Genomic DNA, 24,522 nt, shown 5'->3' on the forward strand with positions numbered 1-24,522 from the left:
TCCTAGGCACTGGCAAAGCACTTTAAGAAATAAATTCAAAAAAACACATTTAAAAACAATGCATTAAATTTTTTATTAGATATTTTCTAAAGTCTGCTGCCAGGGCGTCGATAACCTTGTTGACGGTGAGAGACGCCGTGAGTGTTAGGCACCGACCTAGAAACCATTTTTGTTTAAGGAATTAAAATTATGGCCGTTATCAATACTAACCTGTTGTCCCTGACCACTCAGAACAACCTGAACAAATCTCAGTCTTCCCTGGGCACTGCTATCGAACGTCTGTCCTCCGGCCTGCGTATCAACAGCGCAAAAGATGATGCTGCCGGTCAGGCGATTGCCAACCGTATGAACGCACAGATTAAAGGGATGAACCAGGCTGCGCGTAATGCCAACGACGGTATCTCTTTGATTCAGACGGCTGAAGGTAACCTGAACGAAATCAACACCAACTTACAACGCGTTCGTGAACTTAGCGTCCAAGCTGCAAACGGCACTAATGATACCACTGACATTGACTCCATTGAGGCTGAAATTACTCAACGTTTAGAAGAAATTGATCGTCTCGGTAATTCTGCTAGCTTCAACGGTAAGAAACTGTTCGATGATAAAGACGTAGTAATTCAGGTTGGGGCTGGCAATACTACTGATGATACAATTACCATCTCGAAAGATGCTTTGATTAAAGCAACATCTTCTGATCTTAATACAGCTTTGAAATCAGATGGCTCAATCGACTTAAGCGATAATACTAAAGCTCAGGCCTTCATTGCTGCTGTTGACGACGCATTGAAAAATGTTGACACAGCACGTAGTAATTTAGGTGCGATTCAGAACCGTCTGGATTCCACTATCAATAACCTGAATAATTCTGTAAGTAATCTGTCTGCGGCTCAGTCCCGTATTCAGGATGCTGATTACGCGACAGAAGTTTCTAACATGTCCCGTGCACAAATTCTGCAACAAGCGGGTACCTCTGTACTGTCTCAGGCGAACCAAGTGCCACAGGGTATGCTGTCACTGTTGCGTTAAACTAGATATAAAACCCCCGCTTCGGCGGGGGTTTTTTTCGAAACTATTTAGAATCTGCTTATGAAAAATATTACTATAACCCAACCACAATTCGTGACAGACTTTAAATGCATTGGAGAGGCTTGCCGTGAGCATTGCTGTCAAGGATGGAATATTACTTTTGACAAACCCTCAGTTAATCGTTATTTGAATAGTAAACAGCTTCAAATCCGTACGACAGCAAAAGCTGCGATAAAAATAACTAAAAAGAGCCCTGCAAATTGGGGGGAAGTAATCTTTAGTACCAAAAATAGTAATTGTCCATTTATGGATGCGGCGAAACTATGCTCTATACACGGAATTCTAGGGGCTGAAGCGTTAAGCACTACCTGTTCAACCTTTCCACGTACCAGCAGAATCTATAAGAATGAAATAGAGAGATCTCTTAATCTTTCCTGTCCTGAAGTAACGCGAATGCTTGTAAGCAATAAAGATGCTATGGCTTTAAATCAGATTACGGACATTCAAAAAAATTTTAATAACGCACCTGCGTTACCGTTGAAAGATAAAATCATTAATCTCTTTTGCCAAAATATATTTTCCATCCCCGCAGGGAGTGTGGAAATCCATATTTACGCCATAGTTAAATTCCTAATGGTTGTGGAAAAAATAGAAAATATAGAGTCTGGTATTGGTCGGCTTGAAAACGCCTATCACATATTAGCGGATGAAATTGTTAATGGTAAGTTGCAAACTGAATTGGCTGGCATTAATCAAAATTATAATTTAAAAAGTTCTATTATTTCATTAATGCAAACCTTTTTTAAGGAGAAATCACATACGCGCGGCGGCGGGGTGCTCCAAAAGTATATAGAACAACTTCAGCAGCAATTAATTGGTGAAAATGAATTGTGTTCATTTAATGAAATTATTCAAGATATCGAGTCTAGCTGGTTGAATGTGTCCGAAAAATGCTTTGATCACGATTATTATGTGTTTAAGAATTATTTCAAATATAAATTTTGGCAGCAAGGTTTCCCGCAAAGAAATGGCCGAAGTATGCTGAATAATTTATATTTAATTGTTGCTGAATTTTATTTTATTAAGATTTTGCTTAGCACTCATGAGCTAGTGAACGGAAGTATTGAACAAGATGATATAATTGATGTGATTTACAGCTTTCATTCTACGAGCCAACACAATCAGACTATACAACAAATATTCCATCAGCATATTGAAAAAGTGCGTTGTGGCGACGACCTCTCTCTCTTACAATTACTCATCTAGTTACTGCTCGTTGCCACGTTTCGTGGCAACCTCAGAATAACCCCCCATTTCCCCCCCTTTTCACACGATTAAAACCCCTCCAGAAACGGATAATCATGCCGATAACTCAACTAACGCAGGGCTGTTTATCGTGAATTCACTCTATACCGCTGAAGGTGTAATGGATAAACACTCGCTGTGGCAGCGTTATGTTCCGCTGGTGCGACATGAAGCATTGCGGCTTCAGGTGCGGCTACCGGCGAGTGTGGAACTGGACGATCTGCTACAAGCGGGCGGTATCGGGTTATTGAACGCAGTTGACCGATACGACGCTCTGCAAGGAACGGCATTTACGACTTACGCAGTACAGCGTATTCGTGGTGCGATGCTCGACGAACTGCGCAGCCGGGATTGGGTGCCGCGCAGCGTTCGACGCAATGCACGCGAAGTGGCGCAAGCAATGGGGCAGCTGGAGCAAGAACTTGGACGCAACGCGACGGAAACTGAAGTTTCAGAGCGTCTGGGGATTTCTACGGCTGACTATCGCCAGATGTTGCTCGATACCAACAATAGCCAACTCTTCTCTTATGACGAGTGGCGCGAAGAGCATGGCGATAGCATTGAACTGGTGACGGACGATCATCAGCAGGAAAACCCGTTGCACCAGTTAATGGAAGGCAATGTCCGCCAGCGCGTAATGGAAGCGATTGAAGCTTTACCGGAACGCGAGCAGCTGGTGCTGACCCTTTATTACCAGGAGGAGCTTAATCTCAAAGAGATTGGTGCCGTACTGGAAGTAGGGGAGTCGCGGGTAAGCCAGCTGCACAGCCAGGCCATTAAACGCTTACGTACCAAACTGGGTAAGTTATAGGTGATTCCAATCACCCGTTAAGTGCCGCACAACGTATTGACAACCAGGAGTTATCATGACGGTGCAGCAATCTAAAAGACGGCCATTAAGCCGCTACCTGAAAGACTTTAAACACAGCCAGACGCATTGCGCCCATTGCCATAAGCTGCTCGATCGCATCACGCTGGTTCGTCGCGGCGAAATCGTCAATAAAATCGCGATTTCCCGCCTCGATACGCTGCTGGATGAGGCCGGATGGCAGCTGGAGCAACAGGAGTGGGTGGCGTTGTGTCGTTTCTGTGGCGATCTGCACTGCAAGGAGCAGAGCGACTTTTTCGATATCATCGGCTTTAAGCAATTCCTGTTTGAGCAAACAGAGATGAGCCATGGCACGGTGCGCGAATATGTTGTGCGTCTGCGTCGCCTGGGCCAGCATTTGACCACGCAGCGTATTTCTCCTGAGTTACTCACCAACGGCTATCTGGATGAAAATCTTGAGCCATGGCTGCCTGCGACCAGCACCAACAACTACCGGATTGCGCTGCGCAAGTATGCACAATTTAAAACGCAGATGCCGGTGACGCCGAAGCAGAAAGTCCACCGCGAAACAACTTCTGATATATATTAAAAATGAATAACATGTAGCGCAGTCGTGTTTGACCTTAAGGCCAAACACCCTACACTACACTCAAAATTCCAATGATATCGGGGTACGTATGAAATTTGCACTTCTGGGTCGTCAGGCGCTGATGGGTGTAATGGCCGTTGCGCTGGTTGCCGGTATGAGCGTGAAAACGTTCGCGGCAGAAGGTCTGTTGAATAAAGTGAAAGAGCGCGGCACGCTGCTGGTTGGGCTGGAAGGCACGTATCCTCCGTTCAGCTTCCAGGGCGATGACGGCAAACTGACCGGGTTTGAAGTGGAGTTTGCCGAAGCGCTGGCGAAACACCTCGGCGTGAAAGCCTCGCTGAAACCGACCAAATGGGACGGTATTCTGGCCTCGCTGGACTCCAAACGCATTGATGTGGTGATTAACCAGGTCACCATCTCTGACGAACGTAAGAAAAAATATGACTTCTCCACCCCGTATACCGTGTCCGGTATCCAGGCGCTGGTGAAAAAAGGGAACGAAGGCTCGATTAAATCAGCCGCGGACCTGAAAGGTAAAAAAGTCGGTGTTGGTCTGGGGACTAACTACGAAGAGTGGCTGCGCCAGAACGTGCAGGGCGTGGACATCCGTACCTATGATGATGACCCGACCAAATATCAGGATCTGCGCGTAGGCCGTATCGACGCCATTCTGGTTGACCGTCTGGCGGCACTGGACCTGGTGAAAAAGACCAAAGACACCCTGGCGGTTGCCGGTGATGCCTTCTCCCGTCAGGAAGCTGGCGTTGCCATCCGCAAAGACAACGACGATCTGGTGAAAGCTGTCGACGAGGCCATTGCCGAGATGCAGAAAGACGGCAGCCTGAAGGCGCTCTCCGAGAAATGGTTCGGGGCAGACGTCACAAAGTAAGCAGTTGAATGCAAAAAAAGGCGCTTTGATAAGCGCCTTTTTTATTTCCTCGCCAGCAACGTGCATAATAAAAAAAGACAGACTTAGACAGGGTTACGGAGGTTTTCATGTCATTACAGAATCTAACGCGTTTTCCGCGCCTCGAATTTATTGGCGCGCCGACGCCACTGGAGTATTTGCCGCGCTTATCGGACTACCTCGGGCGCGACATCCTTATCAAACGTGATGACGTGACGCCCATGGCGATGGGCGGCAACAAACTGCGCAAGCTGGAGTTCCTCGCGGCAGATGCCCTGCGTGAAGGGGCCGATACGCTGATTACCGCAGGGGCGATCCAGTCCAACCACGTACGCCAGACCGCAGCCGTTGCGGCAAAGCTGGGCCTGCACTGCATCGCCTTGCTGGAAAACCCGATTGGCACCCAGGCCGAAAACTACCTCAGCAATGGCAACCGTCTGCTGCTGGATCTGTTTAATGTGCAGATAGAAATGTGCGATGCGCTGACCGACCCTGCGGCGCAGCTGCAAGAGCTGGCCACCCGCGTCGAAGCCCAGGGCTTCCGTCCTTATGTGATCCCGGTAGGCGGCTCGAACGCGCTGGGTGCGCTGGGTTACGTCGAAAGCGCGCTGGAGATCGCCCAGCAGTGCGAAGGGGCCGTGGGTATCTCCTCGGTTGTGGTCGCTTCCGGTAGCGCAGGCACCCATGCCGGGCTGGCAGTGGGGCTGGAGCAGCTTATGCCGGACGTCGAGCTGATTGGTGTTACCGTGTCGCGCAGCGTTGCTGACCAGAAACCGAAAGTGGTCACGCTGCAGCAGGCGGTGGCGCAGCAACTTGAGGTGAGCGCCAGCGCCGATATCATCTTGTGGGATGACTATTTCGCGCCGGGCTACGGCACGCCGAATGATGAAGGTAAGGAAGCCGTCAAGCTGCTGGCGCGTCTGGAAGGGATCCTGCTGGACCCGGTCTATACCGGCAAAGCGATGGCTGGCCTCATCGACGGTATCAGCCAGAAGCGTTTCAAGGATGAAGGGCCGATTCTGTTTGTTCATACTGGCGGGGCGCCCGCTCTCTTTGCCTATCATCCTCACGTTTAAATCACAGGCAGAAAAATCATAATGCAAGAAAGTATTCAACTGGTGATTGATTCGCTGCCATACCTGCTGAAAGGTGCGGTGTTTACGCTGCAACTGAGTATCGGCGGGATGTTCTTTGGCCTGCTGCTGGGCTTTATTCTGGCGTTGATGCGCATGTCGTCGGTGCTGCCGGTGCGCTGGCTGGCGCGCTGTTATATCTCCATTTTTCGCGGCACGCCGCTCATTGCCCAGCTGTTTATGATCTATTACGGTCTGCCGCAGTTTGGTATCGAACTTGATCCTATTCCGGCGGCAATGATTGGCTTGTCGCTCAACACCGCGGCCTATACCTCGGAAACCCTGCGCGCGGCGATCTCCTCCATTGAAAAAGGGCAGTGGGAGGCCGCAGCCAGTATCGGTATGACTCCGTGGCAAACCTTGCGCCGGGCGATCCTGCCTCAGGCCGCACGCGTAGCCCTGCCGCCGCTGAGCAACAGCTTTATCAGCCTGGTGAAAGATACTTCTCTGGCGGCCACCATTCAGGTGCCGGAGCTGTTCCGCCAGGCGCAGCTGATTACCTCGCGCACGCTGGAGGTCTTCACCATGTACCTGGCCGCCTCGCTGATCTACTGGGTAATGGCGACGGTGCTGTCGGCGCTGCAAAACTATTTTGAAAACCAGCTTAACCGCCAGGAGCGTGATCCGAAATGAGTGCTATCGACGTTAAAAACCTGGTGAAGAAATTTCATGGTCAGACGGTGCTGCATGGCATTGACCTGGAAGTGCAGGAAGGCGAAGTGGTGGCGATCATCGGGCCGAGCGGGTCCGGTAAAACCACGCTGCTGCGCAGTATTAATCTGCTGGAGCATCCAGAAGGCGGTACCATTCGCGTGGGTGAGATCACCATTGATACCGGCAAATCGCTGAGCCAGCAAAAAGGGTTAATTCGCCGTCTACGTCAGCATGTCGGCTTCGTCTTCCAGAGCTTTAATTTGTTTCCCCATCGCACGGTGCTGGAAAACATTATTGAAGGGCCGGTCATTGTCAAAGGTGAGCCGAAGGATGAAGCCACCGCCCGCGCCCGTGAACTGTTGGCGAAAGTGGGGCTTTCCGGCAAAGAAAGCAGCTATCCGCGCCGTCTTTCCGGTGGGCAGCAGCAGCGTGTGGCCATTGCCCGCGCGCTGGCTATGCGCCCTGACGTGATTCTGTTTGATGAACCGACGTCTGCGTTGGATCCCGAGCTGGTGGGGGAGGTGCTGAATACCATTCGTCAGCTGGCCCAGGAAAAGCGCACGCTGGTGATCGTTACCCATGAGATGAGTTTTGCCCGTGATGTCGCAGACAGGGCTATTTTCATGGATCAGGGACGCATCGTTGAGCAAGGGCCGGCTAAATCGTTGTTTGCCGATCCTCAGCAGCCCCGGACCCGGCAATTCCTCGAAAAATTTCTGATGCAGTAGCATATTTGTTCTTAATTGCTCCGGTAACAATCGCCGGAGCAATATATTCACCCTTCATATGAATGCCCCCCTGATTTTATCTCGTCATAACCGCTCTAAGTGCATAAAATGCGTAGATAATTATCGTTGGGTCGATATTTTATACATATAAATAAGATTTATGTGTTAGTTTAAGATTTCATAATAATGATTATCTTTTACAGGGGCTTAATTCAGTCAGTATGAAGGATTTAGATTTTTTCACATGGCGACGGGAATGCTTCCTCCGTTTTCAGGGGATGACTTCTGCCGATGAAGTTTATCCCGAACTACAACGACAAACACAGAATCTGGGATACGATTTCTTTTCACTCTGCGTTCGTCATCCGGTGCCTTTCACTCGGCCTAAAGTCTCGGTGCATTCAACCTATCCGCAACAGTGGATGGCGCAGTATCACGCAGAAAATTATTTTGTCATTGACCCGGTACTGAAACCCGAGAATTTCGTTCACGGACATTTACCCTGGAACGATGCCTTATTCGCAGAGGCGCAGCCTCTATGGGATGGCGCACGCGACCATGGGTTGCGTAAAGGGATCACCCAATGCCTGATGCTGCCCAATCATGCGATGGGCTTCCTGTCGGTTTCCAGCACCAGTTTGCCAGTAAACCTTATGGCGAATGAAGTGGTTGAATTACGTCTGCAAATTTTGGTGCAGCTGGCGTTGACCACGCTGCTTCGGCTGGAACACGAAATGGTGATGCCGCCTGAGATGAAATTCAGCAAGCGCGAGAAAGAGATTCTTAAATGGACGGCGGAAGGAAAAACCTCGGCAGAAATAGCCATCATTCTTTCTATTTCTGAAAATACGGTTAACTTCCATCAGAAAAATATGCAGAAGAAATTCAATGCGCCGAACAAGACGCAGATCGCGTGCTATGCCGCAGCGACGGGGATTATCTGACTACACTTCTGTTCTGCGTTGCAGGCGATGAAACGGCTGAAGGCACTGCGTTCAGCCGTTTTTGTTTTATTGACGGTAAGCTTGTTTGATCTGCTTAACGGTGCTGGAAAACACGTCGGCCTGAGCCTGGTCTTCCATCTGCGCAATCTGGCGTTCCATCTTAAGGATCACACGACCGGCATCTGCCTGGCCCATCGCCTGTAGCATCAGGGTCAGCAGGGATTTCAAACAGGAGACTTCCTGTGCCAGTTCTTGATTATTCTCCGCAGTGGCAAAATCAGGTGTGCTCATTTATTTTCCTCATGATAAAAACAGCGCTTTTGCGCATAGGCCAAAGTTATGGCGGCGGAGTATATCACAAGCCGTCAGGAAAAACGCAGTGCTTGTTTTTTGTACTTTCCCGTTTTGTTTATTCAAATGAACAGGGCATTAACGCTGAGTTTTCTAAGGCTTTAGTACGGGTTAATTGTTTAACCAGAGTAGAAAAGAGGTTAATTATTGTTACAAAATTATAAGGTGTATTTTAATAGCATTAATGCAGCGCTTAAGATTTGTATGTTTTTGAAAACATTCGGCCAAGGAAACCGGCCATGGAGCATTCCGCAAGGAGTCTGTTTCCAGTTGATGTACAAGTTAATTTCCAAAAAAGGAACAATATCGACGGTATGCCTTTTTTAGCGTTTTCAGTTTCGGATAAAAACCGTTAATATATACCGAAATAACTGTCTGTTGCCGTTATCCCTATTCTGGAGAATTTCCTTTGATCAACGTCCTTCTTGTTGATGACCACGAACTGGTGCGCGCAGGGATACGACGCATTCTCGAAGATATTAAAGGTATTAAAGTTGCTGGTGAGGCCTGCTGCGGTGAAGACGCCGTAAAATGGTGCCGGTCGAATACCGCTGATGTTGTTCTGATGGACATGAACATGCCTGGTATTGGTGGCCTGGAAGCAACGCGTAAAATTGCGCGTACCTGGGTTGATACCAAAGTGATCATGCTGACCGTACACACGGAAAATCCCCTTCCTGCAAAAGTCATGCAGGCGGGTGCTGCCGGTTATTTAAGCAAAGGCGCAGCTCCCCAGGAGATGGTCAATGCGATCCGCTCCGTGTATGCCGGGCAGCGCTATATCGCTTCCGATATTGCGCAGCAGATGGCACTCAGCCAGATTGAGCCAGAAAAGACCGAATCACCGTTTGCGAGTTTGTCTGAGCGCGAATTGCAGATTATGCTGATGATTACCAAAGGCCAGAAGGTGAATGAGATCTCTGAGCAGCTTAATCTCAGCCCTAAAACGGTGAACAGCTACCGCTACCGTATGTTCAGTAAACTGAACATCCATGGCGACGTTGAACTCACTCACCTGGCCATCCGTCATGGTCTGTGCAATGCCGAGACCCTAATTAGTCAGTGAGTGATGTGTTTGAATCCAGTGCTTTCCTGAAAACCGTTACCAGCCAGCCTGGCGTCTACCGGATGTATGACGCTGGCGGGACGGTTATCTATGTCGGAAAAGCGAAAGATCTCAAAAAGCGACTTTCGAGCTATTTCCGCAGCAATCTTGCTTCCCGCAAAACAGAGGCGCTGGTCGCCCAGATCCAGCAGATCGATGTTACTGTGACCCACACAGAGACCGAAGCGCTGTTGCTGGAGCATAACTACATCAAGCTGTATCAGCCGCGTTACAACGTGCTGCTGCGCGATGACAAATCCTATCCGTTCATTTTTCTCAGCAGCGATGCTCACCCGCGTCTGGCGACGCACCGTGGCGCTAAGCATGCAAAAGGCGAGTATTTCGGTCCGTTCCCTAACGGCTATGCCGTGCGGGAAACGCTGGCCCTGCTGCAAAAGATCTTCCCGATTCGCCAGTGCGAAAATAGCGTCTATCGCAACCGCTCCCGTCCTTGTCTGCAGTACCAAATTGGTCGCTGTCTTGGCCCCTGCGTAGAAGGGCTGGTCAGCGAAGAGGAGTATGCGCAGCAGGTGGAATATGTGCGCCTGTTCCTCGCAGGTAAAGACGATCAGGTCCTGACCCAGCTGATTGCCCGCATGGAGAAGGCCAGCCAGGCGCTGAACTTCGAAGAGGCGGCGCGGATCCGCGATCAGATCCAGGCTGTACGTCGGGTTACGGAAAAACAGTTTGTTTCCAATAATGGCGATGACCTGGACGTAATTGGCGTGTCGTTTGATGCGGGTATGGCCTGCGTGCATGTGCTGTTTATCCGCCAGGGCAAGGTGCTGGGCAGCCGCAGTTACTTCCCAAAAGTGCCGGGCGGCACCGAGTTGGGGGAAGTGGTGGAGACATTTGTCGGCCAGTTCTATCTGCAGGGTAGCCAGATGCGAACCCTGCCGTCGGAAATATTGCTCGATTTTAATCTGAGCGATAAAACGTTGCTGGCCGATTCGCTGTCGGAGCTGGCAGGGCGCCGGGTGAACGTTCAGACCAAACCGCGCGGCGATCGTGCCCGTTACCTGAAGCTGGCGCGCACCAACGCGGCGACGGCGCTGAGTACTAAACTGTCGCAGCAGTCGACCATTCATCAGCGCCTTGCCGCGCTGGCAACGACGCTGCAACTGCCTGAAGTGAAGCGGATGGAGTGTTTCGACATCAGCCACACAATGGGGGAACAGACCGTTGCCTCCTGCGTGGTCTTTGATGCCAACGGGCCGCTGCGTGCGGAATATCGCCGCTACAACATCACCGACATCACTCCCGGCGATGATTACGCCGCCATGAACCAGGTGTTACGCCGTCGCTACGGTAAAGCTATCGAAGAGAGTAAAATCCCTGACGTTATTGTCATTGACGGCGGCAAAGGGCAGCTCGGCCAGGCAAAAGCGGTATTTGCCGAACTGGACGTTCCCTGGGATAAGCACCATCCTCTGTTGTTGGGTGTGGCGAAAGGCACCGATCGTAAAGCCGGGCTGGAGACGCTATTCCTTGAGCCAGAAGGAGAGGGCTTTAGCCTGCCGCCGGATTCACCCGCGCTGCATGTGATCCAGCATATCCGCGACGAGTCGCACGATCACGCTATCAGCGGCCATCGTAAAAAACGGGCAAAAGTTAAAAATACCAGTTCGCTGGAAACGATCGAAGGGGTCGGGCCAAAACGTCGCCAGATGCTGCTGAAATACATGGGCGGTTTGCAAGGACTCCTCAACGCCAGCGTGGAGGAAATTGCAAAAGTGCCAGGTATTTCGCAAGGGCTGGCAGAAAAGATCTACTACTCGTTGAAACATTGAAGGCTCTGTAGCAACATAGGGCTAATAATTACTGACAACAAACAGTTACCGTCACTATGCGATTAAACATCCCTACGTTGTTAACGCTTTTCCGCGTCGTCCTTATCCCTTTCTTTGTGTTGGCGTTTTACTTGCCCTTCGTCTGGGCACCTTTCGCGTGTGCACTGATCTTTTTTGTTGCGGCCGTGACCGACTGGTTTGACGGTTATCTGGCGCGTCGCTGGAACCAGAGCACCCGTTTTGGCGCTTTCCTCGATCCGGTAGCAGACAAGGTAATGGTCGCCATCGCCATGGTGCTGGTGGTAGAGCACTACCACAGCTGGTGGGTGACACTGCCTGCCGCCACCATGATCGCCCGTGAAATTATTATCTCCGCCCTGCGTGAGTGGATGGCCGAACTGGGTAAACGCAGCAGCGTGGCGGTCTCCTGGATTGGCAAGGTAAAAACCACCGCGCAGATGGCCGCGCTGGTGTGGATGCTGTGGCGTCCGAACGAGTGGGTAGAGTGGGCCGGTATTGGCCTGTTTATGGTTGCTGCAGTGCTGACGCTCTGGTCAATGTTGCAATATTTGAACGCGGCTCGCGGCGATTTGCTTGATCAGTGATCGTTTCGCCGTAATTTTCAGCAAACGATCCTGAGTTAAGAAAAATAACGTTGACTCAAAGCGTCAGGTAAGTAGAATGCAACGCATCGAACGACGGCACGGTTCGTTAGTCGATAGCAAAATCAAGTGATTAGCACAATGACTTGATGATTGCGGGAATAGCTCAGTTGGTAGAGCACGACCTTGCCAAGGTCGGGGTCGCGAGTTCGAGTCTCGTTTCCCGCTCCAAATTTAAGACAGTCGCACTAGCGGGTGTCAGTCGAAAGACAAAAGATTTAAGGCGCGTTAGCAAAGCGGTTATGTAGCGGATTGCAAATCCGTCTAGTCCGGTTCGACTCCGGAACGCGCCTCCACTTTCTTCCCGAGGCCGGATGGTGGAATCGGTAGACACAAGGGATTTAAAATCCCTCGGCGTTCGCGCTGTGTGGGTTCAAGTCCCACTCCGGCTACCATGGGAAAGCAAAGAATAATCAAAGCAATAAGCAGTGTCGTGAAACCACCGAAAGGTGGTTTTTTTGTGCCTGAAATTCATGACGGGTTACTGCCTGGTTTTGCGCTAAGGTCTGTCCTTCCCGTCATTCCTCTCTTTATTTACGTCACCATAAAACACCGCCAGCCACACCGTTGGCTCTTCAGGATCCGTCCACTCCACACGATGCCGACATTGCGCGGGAATATTCAACGCATCTCCCGCATGCAGTACCCGGACTTCATCTTCCGCTTCGAATTTCACCCCCGCCGAGCCACGCAGCACTACCACCCATTCGTTTTCCGCCTGGCAGTACCAGAACCCCGGCGGGCTGGCCTGGCCGGTGGAGAGAATACGCTCAATTTTAATCCCCGGCGCACTGAGTAACTGATCAACGATTTCAGCATCCAGGCGTACACCCGCCAGGGGAAGGTTGGAAAAAAGGTTTAACGCCATCTGACTGCCTCCGCTGACCATCAGGATCTGTTGAACAGGTGGGAGAGATTAGCCCCTTTAAGGAAAATAAACGCCAGCAACAGACCGCCCCACAACGCCATGGTGATATAACTGCTCACCCCGAGAATATTCAGACCACTCTCCAGCATCTGCAAAAGTATCAGCGCCATCACCATGCCAAAGACTTTGCCAAAGCCGCCGTCCGGGTTTACCCCGCCCAGCACCGCTGCCAGAATCGACACCAGCAGATAAGATTCCCCGTAAGAGGCTTTGGCGGAGTTCAGCTTGGACATCATCAGCAGCGCGGCAATCACGCACAATACCGATGAGAGAATATAGACCCACATAAGGGTCTTACGGGTGTTGATGCCGGAGTAGTGGGTCGCCTGTGCGTTAGAGCCAATCAGGTAAATGGTGCGCCCGAAGGCCGATTTTTCGAGGATCACCCACAGCACCGCTACCACCGCCAGAAACACCAGTAACGGCAGGGGGACGCCGAGGATATTGGTGCTGTTAATCACCAGAATGGTGTCCGGGAAGTTGGAGATCGACGAGCCTTTGGAGATCAGAATATTAATCCCTTTCAGCAGGGTCATGATCCCGAGCGTGGCTAAAATGGGGGAGACCCGCACCACGGCAATCAAAAATCCAATGACCGACCCTATCACGATGGCCATGGCTAACCCGGCGGCCAGCACCAGCAGCATGGTGCTGATGCCTGGGGGATAGTGCGTGGCAACCCAGGCCATCACCAGCCCGCAGGCGTTCATGGTGGCGATGATCGACAGGTTGATCCCGCCGGTGAGAATGGTGACCGCCATGGCGAGCGCCAGCACGCCGAGGATGGGCATCTGCGAGGCAATGGACTGGAAGTTGGCTGAAGACCAGAAAACAGAGGGGATGAGAAAGCTAAACGCGATCACGACGACGGCGATTAACAAACTCAGGTAAATCTCAACACGATCCTGGGTTTTTCTGGCGTTCATGCTAATGCTCCCTGACCTTTGCGTTGACTCCATGCCGTCATACTGATGCTGGTGACGATCACCACACCGGTAACGACCGTATGCCAGTAAGAGGAGATCCCTAACAGATTGAGACCATTTTGTATCATGGCCAGTAAGATGACCCCCAGCAGGGTGCCCAGTAAGGTGCCGCGCCCGCCGACAATACTGGTTCCGCCTAATACGACCGCTGCAAGCACCGTTAGCTCATAACCCAGCAGGGAATCGGGGGCGACGGTTAATACGGTTGCAGACTGAACCACGCCGGCCACACCGGACATCAGACCCATATAGCCATAGACAAACAGCTGCATTTTAAAAATGCCGAATCCCATGCGAGAGGCCGCTTCGCGGTTACCGCCCATGGCGTAAATCATGCGGCCAATGCTGGTTTTATTCATGATAAAACCGGTTAACGTAACGACCACCAGCAGGGTGATGATCGGCAGGCTCAAACCATAGTCATAACCATCCGCGGCCGTGAAGCTAAACAGCATCACCCCCTGTTCAAACCACTCTGGATAGCTATAGAGCCAGACCCCTTTGGTCAGGTAGAGCAGCAGCCCGTAAAAAATATTCAGAGTTGAAATGGTAATGATGATAGAGGGGACTTTTAGCCGGTTAACCAGCGTGGCATTGACCAACCCGAGCAATAAACCCAGCCCCCCGGAGAGCGCAAACGCCAGGGCAAAATTGCCGCTGGTGCCCTGAATCAGGGTGACCATAACGTACTGGGAGATGATGGTCATGGCCGGGAACGAGATATCGATCCCCCCGGAGATCAGCACGATAAACAGGCCGCAGGCCAGGATAGTTAACATGGCGTAGTTGTTGATCAGGTCGTAGATATTGCCGAGGGTCATAAAATCGGCGCTGGCAAACGACAGATAGCCGCCAATCACAATAATGGTCAGCCCGAGGAACAGCTCATGGGTTTTCAGCCCGATTTTATTAACCATTGACCACCTCCGCCAGCGCGGCTTCTGTGGTCTTTTCCGGGAGGATCTCCGCGACGATCTCGCCCTTGCGCATCACTAAAATTCGATGGCTGTTAAAGAACGCCTCGTCGATCTCATCGGTGATCATCAGCACTGCGATCCCCTTGCGTGACAGGGCAGAGATGATCTGGTAGATCCCCGCCTTATTGGCGATATCGACGCCGACGGTAGGAGAGTCGAGGATCAGCACTTTAGGATTGATGGCCAGCCATTTGGCAATTGCCACGCGCTGGGCATTGCCGCCGGACAGGGTATTGACGGGCAGATTCACGCTGCCAATCTTAATGCTGAGCTGCTCGACCAGCTCCGTAACGACGCGGTCCGATTTTGCCGTGTCCAGCAGCCGAAAGGGCGTTTTCAGCCGCCGCAGCACGGTAGAGATGATATTGTCGTTAATCGACTGATCCATCACCAGCCCAGTGCTCATCCGATCTTCAGAGACATAGCCTATCCCGGCTTTTATAGCGTCCCGGTTACTGGCAAACTGAACCGCCTTGCCCTCGAGTAATATCTCGCCGGAATCAGGTTTGGTCAGCCCGAACAGGCTCAGGCAGAGCTCCGTGCGTCCGGCACCCAGCAGTCCGGTAATGGCCAGGATCTCCCCCTGATGGATTTGAAAAGAGATGTCCTTATATTGCTGCTTTTTAGTCAGGTTTTTTACCCTGAGTGCCACCTCGCCAATTTTCTCAATCGGCGGCAGGACAGCATAAGAGTACTCTTTGCCGGTCATCAGGAACGCGAGTTTTTTATTGGTGATCTCGCTGGCGGGGTAAGTGCCGATCAGGTTACCGTTTTTGAGCACGCTGATACGGTCGGAGATCTCCAGCACTTCATCCAGCCGGTGACTGACAAAAACGACGCAGATATTTCTTTTTTTCAGATCGCCGATAACCCGCAGTAGCCCCTTGACCTCCTGCATGGTCAGCGAGGCGGTGGGCTCATCCATAATGATGAGCTTTGCTTCCTGCGCCAGTGCCCGGCAGATGGCGACAATCTGACGCTGGGCGATGGGCAGGGATTCAACGGTTGCATCCAGATCCAGTCTGGCCTCAATACTTTTCACCGTCAGCTCTGCGATGCGGCGAATCTCCCGCTTGTTGACCAGCAGATTGTGGTGGTGCTGGTGGATACCGATATTTTCCGCGACGGTTAAATTGGGGAATAAGGAGAGATCCTGATAAATAACCTGAACCCCGGCTTTAACGGAGTCGATGGGCGAAAGGTGGGAGTAGGGCTTCCCCGCAATGGTGATCTCAAATCCGGGATCGGGTTTATAGACACCGGAGATGATTTTAATCAGCGTCGATTTACCGCAGCCGTTCTGCCCGGCCAGACAGTGAACTTCCCCGGGAAACAGCGTCAGGCTGATGTTATCCAGGGCTTTCACACCGTAAAACGTTTTGCTGATCTTACCCAGTGAAATAAACGGCTCCATGACTACCTCTCAGGGGCTGAGACAACATGCCCCTGGCGTGATGTACGCAACAGGGGCATGCAGATTGAACGGATTAATACAGGCTATCGATATTCTCTTTCGTCACGCGCAAAACTTTGTGGAATTTGATGATCCGTTTTTCGGTATCTACGTCAGCTTTACCGAGGCTCGGGATCTCCAGACCCTGAGCGATCTCTTCCCCTTTCAGAACCTTGTCGGCAATGGCCGTGATGGCATAACCCGCCGAGGCCGGATCGTAGGTGATGCCCATGGCGATATCGCCGCTTTTAATCAGCGAGGCAGCCTGGGATGGGATCATCATGCCGTAGACAAACACTTTGCCTTTCGCCCGTTTCTCTTTGACCGCGCGGCCCGCGCCGATAGGCCCCTGAGAACCAAATGAGACAATCCCTTTCATGTCTGGATGGGCTTTCATCAGGTCAATGGTGGTGCGGCGGGCGTCGTCGATATTCTCGGCTACCGGCATCCGGTTGGTCACTTCGTGCATCTCCGGATAGTGCTCTTTCTGGTATTTCACGAATAAATCAGCCCACAGGTTATGCTGCGGCACGGTCAGGCTGCCGACATAAATGACATACCCGCCTTTACCGCCCATGGCTTTCGCCATCTCTTCGACGTTGTCGGCGGCAAATTTCTGGTTATCGATGATTTCCACATCCCAGTTGGCGCTGGGTTGTCCCGGGGATTCATTGGTTAATACCACGATGCCCGCCTCACGCGCCTTTTTAAATACCGGCTCGAGAACATCGGCGTCATTGGGGACAATACCGATCGCGGAAACTTTTTTCGCAATTAAGTCTTCAATGATTTTAACCTGCTGCGGCGCATCGGTACTGGATGGCCCAACCTGAGAGGCCTTAATGCCGAGATCGCTGCCCGCTTTAGTCACGCCTTCACCCATGCGATTAAACCAGGGCATGCCATCGATCTTTGAAATATTGACCACTTCAATTTCTTTCGCCATCGCAGCGGTGGAGAAAATCATCAGCCCGAGCAAACTCGCGGAGAATAATTTTGTTAAGCCTGTTTTATTCATCTCATACCTCTGTAGGGTGACAAAAAATTAAAGGGAAGGGTGGATGTGTTGTTTTGAGATAGCGGTATACATTTTTAATATTAGGTGAGAATAATCATTCCCTCATGCCAGAAAACCCTGAGCGCGCAAGGGGAATATATATTTTTTATATTCTTTCCTTAATGAATAAACAGTAGGGTTTTCATATTTATAATGTTATGGAACTACCGGCTCTTGGCATGGACTATTATGCCAATACTCTATTTTGAGATTGTTATCACAATTATACGGCGGTTAATAAAATAAACGGCACCCACGACCCCACTCCCTCGAGAGAGAGGGCTGAGGTGAGGGCAGGCCGCACACGCTTTAGCCAACCCTGACAGCCCAGCCCTGCAAATGTTGCGGTTATTCTGGATTTTTTGCCCTCATGCCTGTACAACCCTGCCAGAATGCCGCCTAATAACGGCGCTAACTCTTTCATTCACAGTTAACAGGTCTGTTATTGATGAATAAACGCCATCTATCCGCGTCAGTCCCTGTCTGCTGTGACACTCTTCTGTGGTGTCGGCGCTTGCCGTCGCCCAACTCATTTTCAAGGGACAGATAGCCATGCAGCGTCGCCAATTTCTTAAAACCAGTGTTCTTCTTTCTGCCGCAGGTATCGTCGGCCCGGCCGTCGCCAGCCAGACGGTACAAAACAGCGCTCCGTTCGCCGCACCGGTGATGCGCCGTCGTTTTGTCCTGTCGCAAACCTATAAACTGGCGCCGCCGCAAGGCTCCAGCGGCGTGGTCAAGCTCTGGATCCCGTTACCGGAAGATACGGCTTTTCAGCAGATGACGGGCCTGTCGTTCAGCGGTAACTACCAGCAGGCGTACATCACCACCAACAACGCCTACGGGGCAAAAACGCTGTTCGCGACCTGGCCGAAATCCGACGGCGATCTGCTGCTGCAGCTCGATCTGGAGATCGAAACGGCAGACTGGGAGCCGCTGAAACATGATGACCTGAAAAACTGGCAGGCACCGGAGCAGATTGTCTATCCTCTGGCCGTCAAACCGTACCTGCTGCCGACAACGCACACCCCGGTTGATGGCCTGGTGCGCGAAACGGCGCAAAAAATCACTGCGGGTGAAACCGATCCGCTGAAGAAAGCGCGCCTGATCTACGAGTGGGTGAGCAGCCATATGGAGCGCGATAACGACGTGATCGGCTGTGGCACCGGCGATGTGGCGACCATTCTGCAAAGCGGCAAGCTCAGCGGCAAATGCACCGATATCAGCTCGGTGTTTGTCGCCCTGGCGCGAGCCAGCGGCATCCCGGCACGGGAACTGTTCGGTATTCGTCTGGGCCGCGCCAACAAACTGGAGCGTTACTCCGCCAGCGCCTTCGGCAAGGCCGACAACGCAGGTGTGTCTGACGTCAGCGGCGGGCAACACTGCCGGGCAGAGTTCTATCTGGCGGGCTACGGCTGGCTGCCGTGCGATCCGGCCGACGTCACCAAAATGCGTCTGGCAGAGAAAAAAGCCCATCAGGATCCCGATGTACAGGCGGTGAATACCTACCTGTTTGGCAACTGGGAGATGAACTGGGTGGGCTTCAACTACGGGCGCGATTTTGAGCTGTACCCGGCGACGGAGCAGGGGGCGGTGAATAATTTTGGCTACCCGTATGCCGAAGTGGACGGCGACCCGCTCAATTTTTACGATCCAAAGGTGTTCACTTACCACTATGTCTCAACAGAACAACGCTAAAGGGGCGGGGCTGACCCTGCTGACGGCGGCCGCAGCGGCCGTCACCGCCGGGCTGTGCTGCGTCGGGCCGCTGCTCTATCTGCTGTTTGGTATCTCGGCTGCCGGTTTTGCCGGGCTGAGCCAGCTTGAATTCCTGCGGGTGCCGATGATCCTGCTCTCGTCAGGGCTGATGCTGCGGGTGTTCTGGCGGCTCTATTTTTCAACGCGCCCGTGGTGTACCGGGCGGATGACGCTGGGGCACATGCGTTTGCTGTTCTGGCTCTCACTGCCGGTACTGTTGCTGGTGCTGTTCTACCCCACGGTGGTGGCCTGGTATTTTGAGGTGATGGAATGAAACGACTGCTGATAACCGCGAGCCTGTTACTGCCGCTATGCGCGCAGGCCGCGAATGAAAAAGTGGTGCTGGATGTACAGGGCATGACCTGCTCGCTGTGCGTGATTTCGGTTAACCAGGCTCTGCGTGAAACGGAAGGGGTGGTGAAAGCGAAAGCGTCGTTAAAGACACGACAAACCGACGTTATTGTCCCGGAAGGTTTCCCGACCGAGACGTTATTACAGGCGGTGGCTAAAACGGGCTATTCGGCAACAGTGAACCGTATCGAAAAACCGTAAAAATAATAATAAAGCATGATGGCTTAATTATTATTTCTGGCGTCGCGTCTCTCTCACCGTGTGGGAAAGACGCGCTACCACAAAATTATTAATAAATTATTATGATATTGCTTCAGTTTAATCAATATTACATGACAAAACGTTGATTTTCCCGCCTGCGCGCCCTATCTTTTGATAAGTTCCACCCTGTAACGTTCTCTTTTTATCCCTGTATCGCCTTTCCCGGCGGTTTGTTGATCCCTGGTGTCCGCATTTTGCTGCGGCTTATTGTGGATTATGATAAATATGAATATAACCGCGAGTAAATATACCCTCTGGATCCGCGATATTACCCTTAATCCATGGGTGGCATTTTATTTCCTTCAGTCGGTGCTGATTAATTACTCGTTTGGATATTCATTTAACCTGCTCTATTCGGTGGCATTCAGCTGCGTATTGTATGTCCTCTGGCGCTTTGCCCCCCGGGTGCAAAAAGGGTTTATTTTTCTCTGCAGCCTGCTGGCGGCCATCTACTTCCCCTTTCAGCAGGCCTATGGCGCACCGAATTTCAATACCCTGCTGGCGCTACACTCCACCAACTTCAAGGAATCTGTCGAGATCCTGACGATATTCCCGTGGCACAGCTATCTGGTTTCTCTGGTCATTCTGGCGTTAGGCGGGGTGGCGCTGAGACGCAAAATTGGGCCAAAACAGCCCTGGCGCCGTCTCGACATACTCTGTCTGGCCTTCAGCGTGGCCTGTTTCTTTATGACTCCGGTGAAAAACCTGGTTCACTGGAACAGCTTCACGCTGCTGGACGTGGGCTATCCGGTGTTCCGCTTCGTGAAGGACGTGGTGATCAATAACCAGGAGGTGGTCCAGGAGAAGGCCCACATGCTGGAGTTGGCTAAAATGAAGGACAGCTGGACCGTGCTGGGGGTGAAGCCCCGCTATCACAACTACGTGGTGGTGATCGGTGAAAGCGCGCGGCGGGACGCCTTAGGGGCCTTTGGCGGGCAGTGGAACAATACGCCTTTCGCCAGCGCCGTTAACGGCACGCTGTTTACAGATTTTGTCTCCTCCAGCGCGTCCACCCAAACCTCGCTGGGCCTCTCCCTTAGCCGGGTGAGCGGGGATCGCCCGGAATATCAGAATAACTTCGTTACCCTGGCGAAGCGCGCCGGGTTCCACACCTGGTGGTTCTCCAATCAGGGGCAAATTGGTGAAAACGATACCGCCATCGCCAGCGTTGCGAAGCGCGCCGATGACGTCCAGTTTTTGCGTAAAGGGTATTACGAAGATGAAAATAACCCGCGGGATGAAGCCCTGCTGCAGATGACGGAGCAGGTCTTGTCGGCCCCGCGTACCGAACCGCGGCTGATCGTCCTGCATCTGATGGGGTCACACCCGCAGGCCTGTGAGCGCACCCAGGGGAAATACGTCGAGTTTGTGCAATCGAAAGAGACCTCCTGCTACATCTACAGCATGACCCAGACCGATAGCCTGTTAAAACAGCTCTATCAGCAGCTCAGGAACACCGGCGACAGCTTTTCGATGGTCTATTTTTCTGACCATGGCCTGACCTATAAAGCCCGTCTGACCGGGGGGCAATATATGGCCCATGGCGATGCCTTCCAGCAAAACTATCAGGTGCCCTTTATGATCATATCGAGCGACGACAAAGCGCATCGCCTGATCAAAGCCCGGCGGTCTGCCAATGATTTCCTCGATTTCTTCTCCGTCTGGACCGGGATCAAGACCAAAGAGCTTAATCCAACATACCCCTTTGTCTCGGAACAGGCGGCGGCTGCCCCCTGGGTGATGAACTTTAAGCTCGAAAAGGTGAATTACGCCCAGCTTCCTGACGATCTCCACCCGTAACGCCAGTCAGGGTCTCCTGACTGGCGGGAAGCGCCCGGCTACACGCCCCCCAGATAGGCTTTTCTGACATCCTGATTGCCAAGCAGCTCCTCGCCGCTGCCGCTCAGGCGGATCTGGCCATTGACCATCACATACCCGCGATCGGAAAGCTTCAGCGCATGGTGCGCGTTCTGCTCCACGAGGAAAATCGTCATCCCGTTGCGCGCCAGCTCGCGCAGGGTCTGGAAGATCTGCTTCACCACGATGGGCGCTAACCCCAGGCTCGGCTCATCCAGCAGCAACAGTTTGGGCCGACTCATCAAGGCACGGGCGATGGCCAACATCTGTTGCTCGCCGCCGGACATGGTCATCGCCCGCTGTTTGCGCCGCTCTTTCAGGCGGGGAAAGAGGTCAAACATGCTCTGCAGATCCTCTGCGGCATACTGGTTGCCGATGGGGATCGTGCCCATCAGCAGGTTCTCTTCCACGGTCATATCAGGAAAGATACGCCGTCCTTCCGGGGCCTGGGCAATGCCGCCCGACGCGACATAGTGGGTCGATTTATGGCTAATGTCTTCGCCGCAAAACAGGATTTGGCCATTGCGCACCCGCGGCTGGCCGAAAATCGACATCAGCAGGGTCGATTTCCCCGCCCCGTTAGCGCCGATCAGCGCCACGGTTTCACCGGGGTTCACCTGCAACGACACCTGCTTCAGCGCCTGGATCACACCGTAATAGACATCCACCTGACGAAACTCCAGCATTGCCTCACTCATACACTGACCTCGCTCTCATCGGTGCCCAGATAGGCGGCAATGACTTTTTCATCGTGCTGGATCTCCGCCGGTTTGCCCTGGGCAATCACATCCCCGTGGTCGAGCACGATGATGTGATCCGATATCTCCATCACCATCCCCATATCGTGTTCGATCAGCAGAACGGTAATGTCGTGATGGTCGCGCAGGAAACGGATGATGTTACTCAGCGTGTGGGTTTCTACCGGGTTAAGCCCGGCGGCCGGTTCGTCAAGGCAGATCATCTCCGGCCCGGTACACATGGCCCGGGCAATTTCGAGCCGACGCTGCTGGCCGTAAGACATCTCACCCGCCAGGCGGTTGGCGCAATCCACCAGATCCACCACCTCCAGCCAGTAAAAGGCCCGGTCGAGTGCATCGCTTTCTGCCCGCCGGTAGGCCGGGGTGTTGAGCACGCCCGCCAGCAGGTTGCGGTTCACCCGCATGTGCTGTGCCACGAGTAAATTCTCCACCACCGACATCTCACGAAACAGGCGGATGTTCTGGAAAGTGCGGGCCAGCCCGGCGCGGTTGACCAGATGGGTGCCACCAAACATCTTGTAGAACAACCGCTGGCCAAACTGCGCCGGGTTGATCCAGTCCCCCGGCTGGAATTTCTGCCCGAGGATCTGGATGACATTGGTGGTTTTACTCCGGGTGTTGAACAGAATATTGCCGCCGGAGGCTTTATAAAATCCGGTCAGGCAGTTGAAGACCGTGGTTTTCCCCGCGCCGTTCGGCCCGATAAGGGCGGTGATAGAGCCGCGCTGCACCTCGAGATTAACGTCGTTTAACGCCTTGATACCGCCAAAATGCATCATCAGATGCTCGACGCTTAAGATGGTCCCGTTCATGGCGCCACTCCTTTGCGTACCGCAAAGCCGCTGCGGTTGATGCGGATCAGCCCGCGCGGTCGCCAGATCATCATCACCACCATTAAGACGCCAAACAGCAGTACCCGATACTCTGCGAAGGTGCGCAGCAGTTCGGGGGTGACAGTGAGTACAAAGGCCGCCAGCACTACCCCGAGGGTAGACCCCATCCCGCCTAACACCACAATGGCGAGGATCAGAGCCGACTCAAAGAAGGTAAAGGAGGTGGGGTTAACAAACCCCTGATAGGTGGCGAAGAACACCCCGGCAATCCCCGCGGTCGAGGCCCCGAGGGTAAAGGCCGACAGCTTGACCAGCACATGGTTGAGGCCCATGGAGCGACAGGCGATTTCGTCCTCGCGCAGCGCCTCCCAGGCGCGGCCAATTGGCATCCGCGTCAGACGATGCTTGATGTACAGCACCAGCAGTACCACCAGCAGCAGAACGACATAGATGAAGATAAACTTCAGATTCGGGTTAAAGGTCAGGTTGAAGAACTCATGGAACGGCACGCCGCCCTCTTTGGCTCGCCGCCCAAACTCCAGCCCGAAAAACGTCGGCGGCGGGGCGGAGATACCGTTCGGCCCGCCGGTAAAGGTCAGCCAGTTGTTCAGCACCAGGCGAATGATCTCCCCGAAGCCGAGGGTCACAATCGCCAGATAGTCACCGTGCATGCGCAGCACCGGGAAGCCAAGCACCGCCCCGGCCGCGGCGGCCATCAGCGCCGCCAGCGGCAGCATGGTCCAGAAGCCTAGCCCCAGATATTGATACCCCAGCGCCAGGCCGTAGGCACCGATGGCGTAAAAGGCGACATAGCCGAGGTCCAGCAGCCCCGCAAGCCCGACCACAATGTTCAGCCCGAGGCCGAGCAGGACGTAGATCAGGCCGAGGATCGCCACCGTCAGCACGTACTTGGTGGCGACGAACGGAAAACAGATTGCCAGGGTGATAATCAGCGGAAGGATCCAGCGCATCCGACTTTTGTATTCCGGCGGACGGACGTAAACCCCGGCGTTATCGTTGTCGAAACGGGCCATCACACGGCGGCCCGGGGCGGTAGATAAAAAGGCGCTCAGTAAAAAACGCCCGGTCATCACCGTGGCGATGATCCAAGCCAGCCGACGCCCTTCGAAGTTAAAGCTGTAGCCATCCAGGACCACGCCTGCCACCGGACCAAAAATGATCAACGCCACCATGCCTGCAAAAATGGCGTCGAGAAGGCAGCGTTTAAGCGAAAAACCGTCCTGGGAAACGGTGTGCGAAACGATTTGTGCAGTCATCTT

The 24,522-nt window shown here is 52.7% G+C and carries 25 protein-coding genes and 3 tRNA genes; 19 read left to right on the plus strand and 9 right to left on the minus strand.

From position 1 onward, the window contains the following. Positions 1-189 precede the first annotated feature (189 nt). The 9 genes from ACF8PE_RS12095 (at position 190) to sdiA (ending at position 8,118) form a co-directional block, all read left to right on the plus strand. On the plus strand, positions 190-1,029 hold the full coding sequence (locus ACF8PE_RS12095) for a flagellin (protein WP_392494921.1): 840 nt from the start codon (positions 190-192) through the stop codon (positions 1,027-1,029). Positions 1,030-1,089: 60 nt separating this feature from the next. Continuing rightward, positions 1,090-2,295 (plus strand): flagellin lysine-N-methylase, encoded by a 1,206-nt coding sequence (gene fliB, locus ACF8PE_RS12100; protein WP_392494922.1) that lies wholly within the window; start codon positions 1,090-1,092, stop codon positions 2,293-2,295. Between the two features lie 130 nt (positions 2,296-2,425). Next, positions 2,426-3,145 (plus strand): RNA polymerase sigma factor FliA, encoded by a 720-nt coding sequence (gene fliA / locus ACF8PE_RS12105; RefSeq protein ID WP_032612078.1) that lies wholly within the window; start codon positions 2,426-2,428, stop codon positions 3,143-3,145. Between the two features lie 55 nt (positions 3,146-3,200). Next, positions 3,201-3,752: a flagella biosynthesis regulatory protein FliZ gene (fliZ, locus tag ACF8PE_RS12110; RefSeq protein ID WP_032612076.1), complete on the plus strand. Its 552-nt coding sequence runs from the start codon at positions 3,201-3,203 to the stop codon at positions 3,750-3,752. Positions 3,753-3,840: 88 nt separating this feature from the next. Further along, a complete protein-coding gene (gene tcyJ, locus ACF8PE_RS12115; protein WP_032612074.1) occupies positions 3,841-4,641 on the plus strand; it encodes a cystine ABC transporter substrate-binding protein in 801 nt (266 codons plus the stop codon). A 107-nt stretch (positions 4,642-4,748) separates the two neighbouring features. Then, a complete protein-coding gene (gene dcyD, locus ACF8PE_RS12120) occupies positions 4,749-5,735 on the plus strand; it encodes a D-cysteine desulfhydrase (RefSeq protein ID WP_392494923.1) in 987 nt (328 codons plus the stop codon). A 21-nt stretch (positions 5,736-5,756) separates the two neighbouring features. Next, the gene (gene tcyL / locus ACF8PE_RS12125; protein WP_032612070.1) at positions 5,757-6,425 is read left to right on the plus strand and encodes a cystine ABC transporter permease; all 669 of its coding nucleotides are present in this window, start codon (positions 5,757-5,759) and stop codon (positions 6,423-6,425) included. After that, on the plus strand, positions 6,422-7,174 hold the full coding sequence (tcyN, locus tag ACF8PE_RS12130; RefSeq protein ID WP_032612068.1) for an L-cystine ABC transporter ATP-binding protein TcyN: 753 nt from the start codon (positions 6,422-6,424) through the stop codon (positions 7,172-7,174). Before tcyL ends, tcyN begins: the two co-directional genes overlap by 4 nt. Positions 7,175-7,395: 221 nt before the next feature. After that, entirely contained in the window at positions 7,396-8,118 is a 723-nt protein-coding gene (gene sdiA / locus ACF8PE_RS12135) for a transcriptional regulator SdiA (protein ID WP_032612067.1), read from the plus strand. A gap of 66 nt (positions 8,119-8,184) precedes the next feature. Here sdiA and ACF8PE_RS12140 read toward each other — a convergent pair whose 3' ends face one another. Then, a complete protein-coding gene (locus tag ACF8PE_RS12140) occupies positions 8,185-8,409 on the minus strand; it encodes a DUF2594 family protein (protein WP_032612066.1) in 225 nt (74 codons plus the stop codon). Between the two features lie 469 nt (positions 8,410-8,878). Between ACF8PE_RS12140 and uvrY the strand changes: the two genes are divergently transcribed. The 6 genes from uvrY to ACF8PE_RS12170 all read left to right on the plus strand — a co-directional run bounded on the left by uvrY (position 8,879) and on the right by ACF8PE_RS12170 (position 12,421). Further along, positions 8,879-9,535, plus strand: coding sequence for a UvrY/SirA/GacA family response regulator transcription factor (gene uvrY, locus ACF8PE_RS12145; RefSeq protein ID WP_032612065.1), 657 nt, complete (start codon positions 8,879-8,881; stop codon positions 9,533-9,535). Continuing rightward, positions 9,532-11,364 carry an excinuclease ABC subunit UvrC gene (uvrC, locus tag ACF8PE_RS12150; RefSeq protein ID WP_032612064.1) on the plus strand — a complete coding sequence of 611 codons (1,833 nt, stop codon included), beginning with the start codon at positions 9,532-9,534 and terminating at the stop codon, positions 11,362-11,364. The genes uvrY and uvrC overlap by 4 nt, the downstream gene beginning before the upstream one ends. 56 nt (positions 11,365-11,420) lie before the next feature. Then, the gene (pgsA, locus tag ACF8PE_RS12155; protein WP_032612063.1) at positions 11,421-11,969 is read left to right on the plus strand and encodes a CDP-diacylglycerol--glycerol-3-phosphate 3-phosphatidyltransferase; all 549 of its coding nucleotides are present in this window, start codon (positions 11,421-11,423) and stop codon (positions 11,967-11,969) included. A gap of 152 nt (positions 11,970-12,121) precedes the next feature. After that, positions 12,122-12,197, plus strand: a tRNA-Gly gene (locus tag ACF8PE_RS12160). Positions 12,198-12,248: 51 nt separating this feature from the next. Further along, positions 12,249-12,322: transfer RNA gene (locus tag ACF8PE_RS12165), tRNA-Cys, on the plus strand. A 12-nt stretch (positions 12,323-12,334) separates the two neighbouring features. Then, positions 12,335-12,421, plus strand: a tRNA-Leu gene (locus ACF8PE_RS12170). A 104-nt stretch (positions 12,422-12,525) separates the two neighbouring features. Here ACF8PE_RS12170 and ACF8PE_RS12175 read toward each other — a convergent pair. From ACF8PE_RS12175 to ACF8PE_RS12195, 5 genes are all read right to left on the minus strand, one after another. Further along, positions 12,526-12,894: a cupin domain-containing protein gene (locus tag ACF8PE_RS12175; RefSeq protein ID WP_392494924.1), complete on the minus strand. Its 369-nt coding sequence runs from the start codon at positions 12,892-12,894 to the stop codon at positions 12,526-12,528. Positions 12,895-12,914: 20 nt separating this feature from the next. After that, the gene (locus ACF8PE_RS12180) at positions 12,915-13,880 is read right to left on the minus strand and encodes an ABC transporter permease (RefSeq protein WP_392494925.1); all 966 of its coding nucleotides are present in this window, start codon (positions 13,878-13,880) and stop codon (positions 12,915-12,917) included. Then, positions 13,877-14,857: an ABC transporter permease gene (locus ACF8PE_RS12185; RefSeq protein WP_032612060.1), complete on the minus strand. Its 981-nt coding sequence runs from the start codon at positions 14,855-14,857 to the stop codon at positions 13,877-13,879. Before ACF8PE_RS12185 ends, ACF8PE_RS12180 begins: the two co-directional genes overlap by 4 nt. Next, positions 14,850-16,331: a sugar ABC transporter ATP-binding protein gene (locus tag ACF8PE_RS12190; protein WP_392494926.1), complete on the minus strand. Its 1,482-nt coding sequence runs from the start codon at positions 16,329-16,331 to the stop codon at positions 14,850-14,852. The genes ACF8PE_RS12185 and ACF8PE_RS12190 overlap by 8 nt, the downstream gene beginning before the upstream one ends. Positions 16,332-16,404: 73 nt before the next feature. Beyond that, complete coding sequence (locus ACF8PE_RS12195) at positions 16,405-17,388, minus strand: autoinducer 2 ABC transporter substrate-binding protein (protein WP_059307617.1); 984 nt, start codon at positions 17,386-17,388, stop codon at positions 16,405-16,407. A 591-nt stretch (positions 17,389-17,979) separates the two neighbouring features. On the opposite strand from ACF8PE_RS12195, the gene ACF8PE_RS12200 reads away from it, so the two are divergent. From ACF8PE_RS12200 to ACF8PE_RS12215, 4 genes are all read left to right on the plus strand, one after another. Further along, positions 17,980-19,122, plus strand: coding sequence for a transglutaminase-like domain-containing protein (locus ACF8PE_RS12200; protein ID WP_077227828.1), 1,143 nt, complete (start codon positions 17,980-17,982; stop codon positions 19,120-19,122). After that, positions 19,100-19,456 carry a mercuric transporter MerT family protein gene (locus ACF8PE_RS12205; RefSeq protein WP_032612050.1) on the plus strand — a complete coding sequence of 119 codons (357 nt, stop codon included), beginning with the start codon at positions 19,100-19,102 and terminating at the stop codon, positions 19,454-19,456. The genes ACF8PE_RS12200 and ACF8PE_RS12205 overlap by 23 nt, the downstream gene beginning before the upstream one ends. Continuing rightward, positions 19,453-19,734 (plus strand): heavy-metal-associated domain-containing protein, encoded by a 282-nt coding sequence (locus ACF8PE_RS12210; protein WP_059307619.1) that lies wholly within the window; start codon positions 19,453-19,455, stop codon positions 19,732-19,734. Before ACF8PE_RS12205 ends, ACF8PE_RS12210 begins: the two co-directional genes overlap by 4 nt. Before the next feature lie 285 nt (positions 19,735-20,019). Then, complete coding sequence (locus tag ACF8PE_RS12215) at positions 20,020-21,594, plus strand: phosphoethanolamine transferase (protein WP_392494927.1); 1,575 nt, start codon at positions 20,020-20,022, stop codon at positions 21,592-21,594. Positions 21,595-21,632: 38 nt separating this feature from the next. On the opposite strand, the gene ACF8PE_RS12220 is transcribed toward ACF8PE_RS12215, so the two are convergent. Genes ACF8PE_RS12220 through livM form a run of 3 tightly spaced genes read right to left on the minus strand, consistent with a single transcriptional unit; the run spans position 21,633 to position 24,519 of the window. Then, a complete protein-coding gene (locus ACF8PE_RS12220; RefSeq protein ID WP_117385392.1) occupies positions 21,633-22,349 on the minus strand; it encodes an ABC transporter ATP-binding protein in 717 nt (238 codons plus the stop codon). Beyond that, entirely contained in the window at positions 22,346-23,221 is an 876-nt protein-coding gene (locus ACF8PE_RS12225) for an ABC transporter ATP-binding protein (RefSeq protein WP_117385393.1), read from the minus strand. Before ACF8PE_RS12225 ends, ACF8PE_RS12220 begins: the two co-directional genes overlap by 4 nt. Further along, complete coding sequence (livM, locus tag ACF8PE_RS12230) at positions 23,218-24,519, minus strand: high-affinity branched-chain amino acid ABC transporter permease LivM (RefSeq protein WP_072250872.1); 1,302 nt, start codon at positions 24,517-24,519, stop codon at positions 23,218-23,220. The genes ACF8PE_RS12225 and livM overlap by 4 nt, the downstream gene beginning before the upstream one ends. Positions 24,520-24,522 lie beyond the last annotated feature (3 nt).

Source organism: Leclercia sp. GLN_9, from assembly GCF_043105735.1.
Lineage (GTDB): Bacteria > Pseudomonadota > Gammaproteobacteria > Enterobacterales > Enterobacteriaceae > Enterobacter > Enterobacter adecarboxylatus.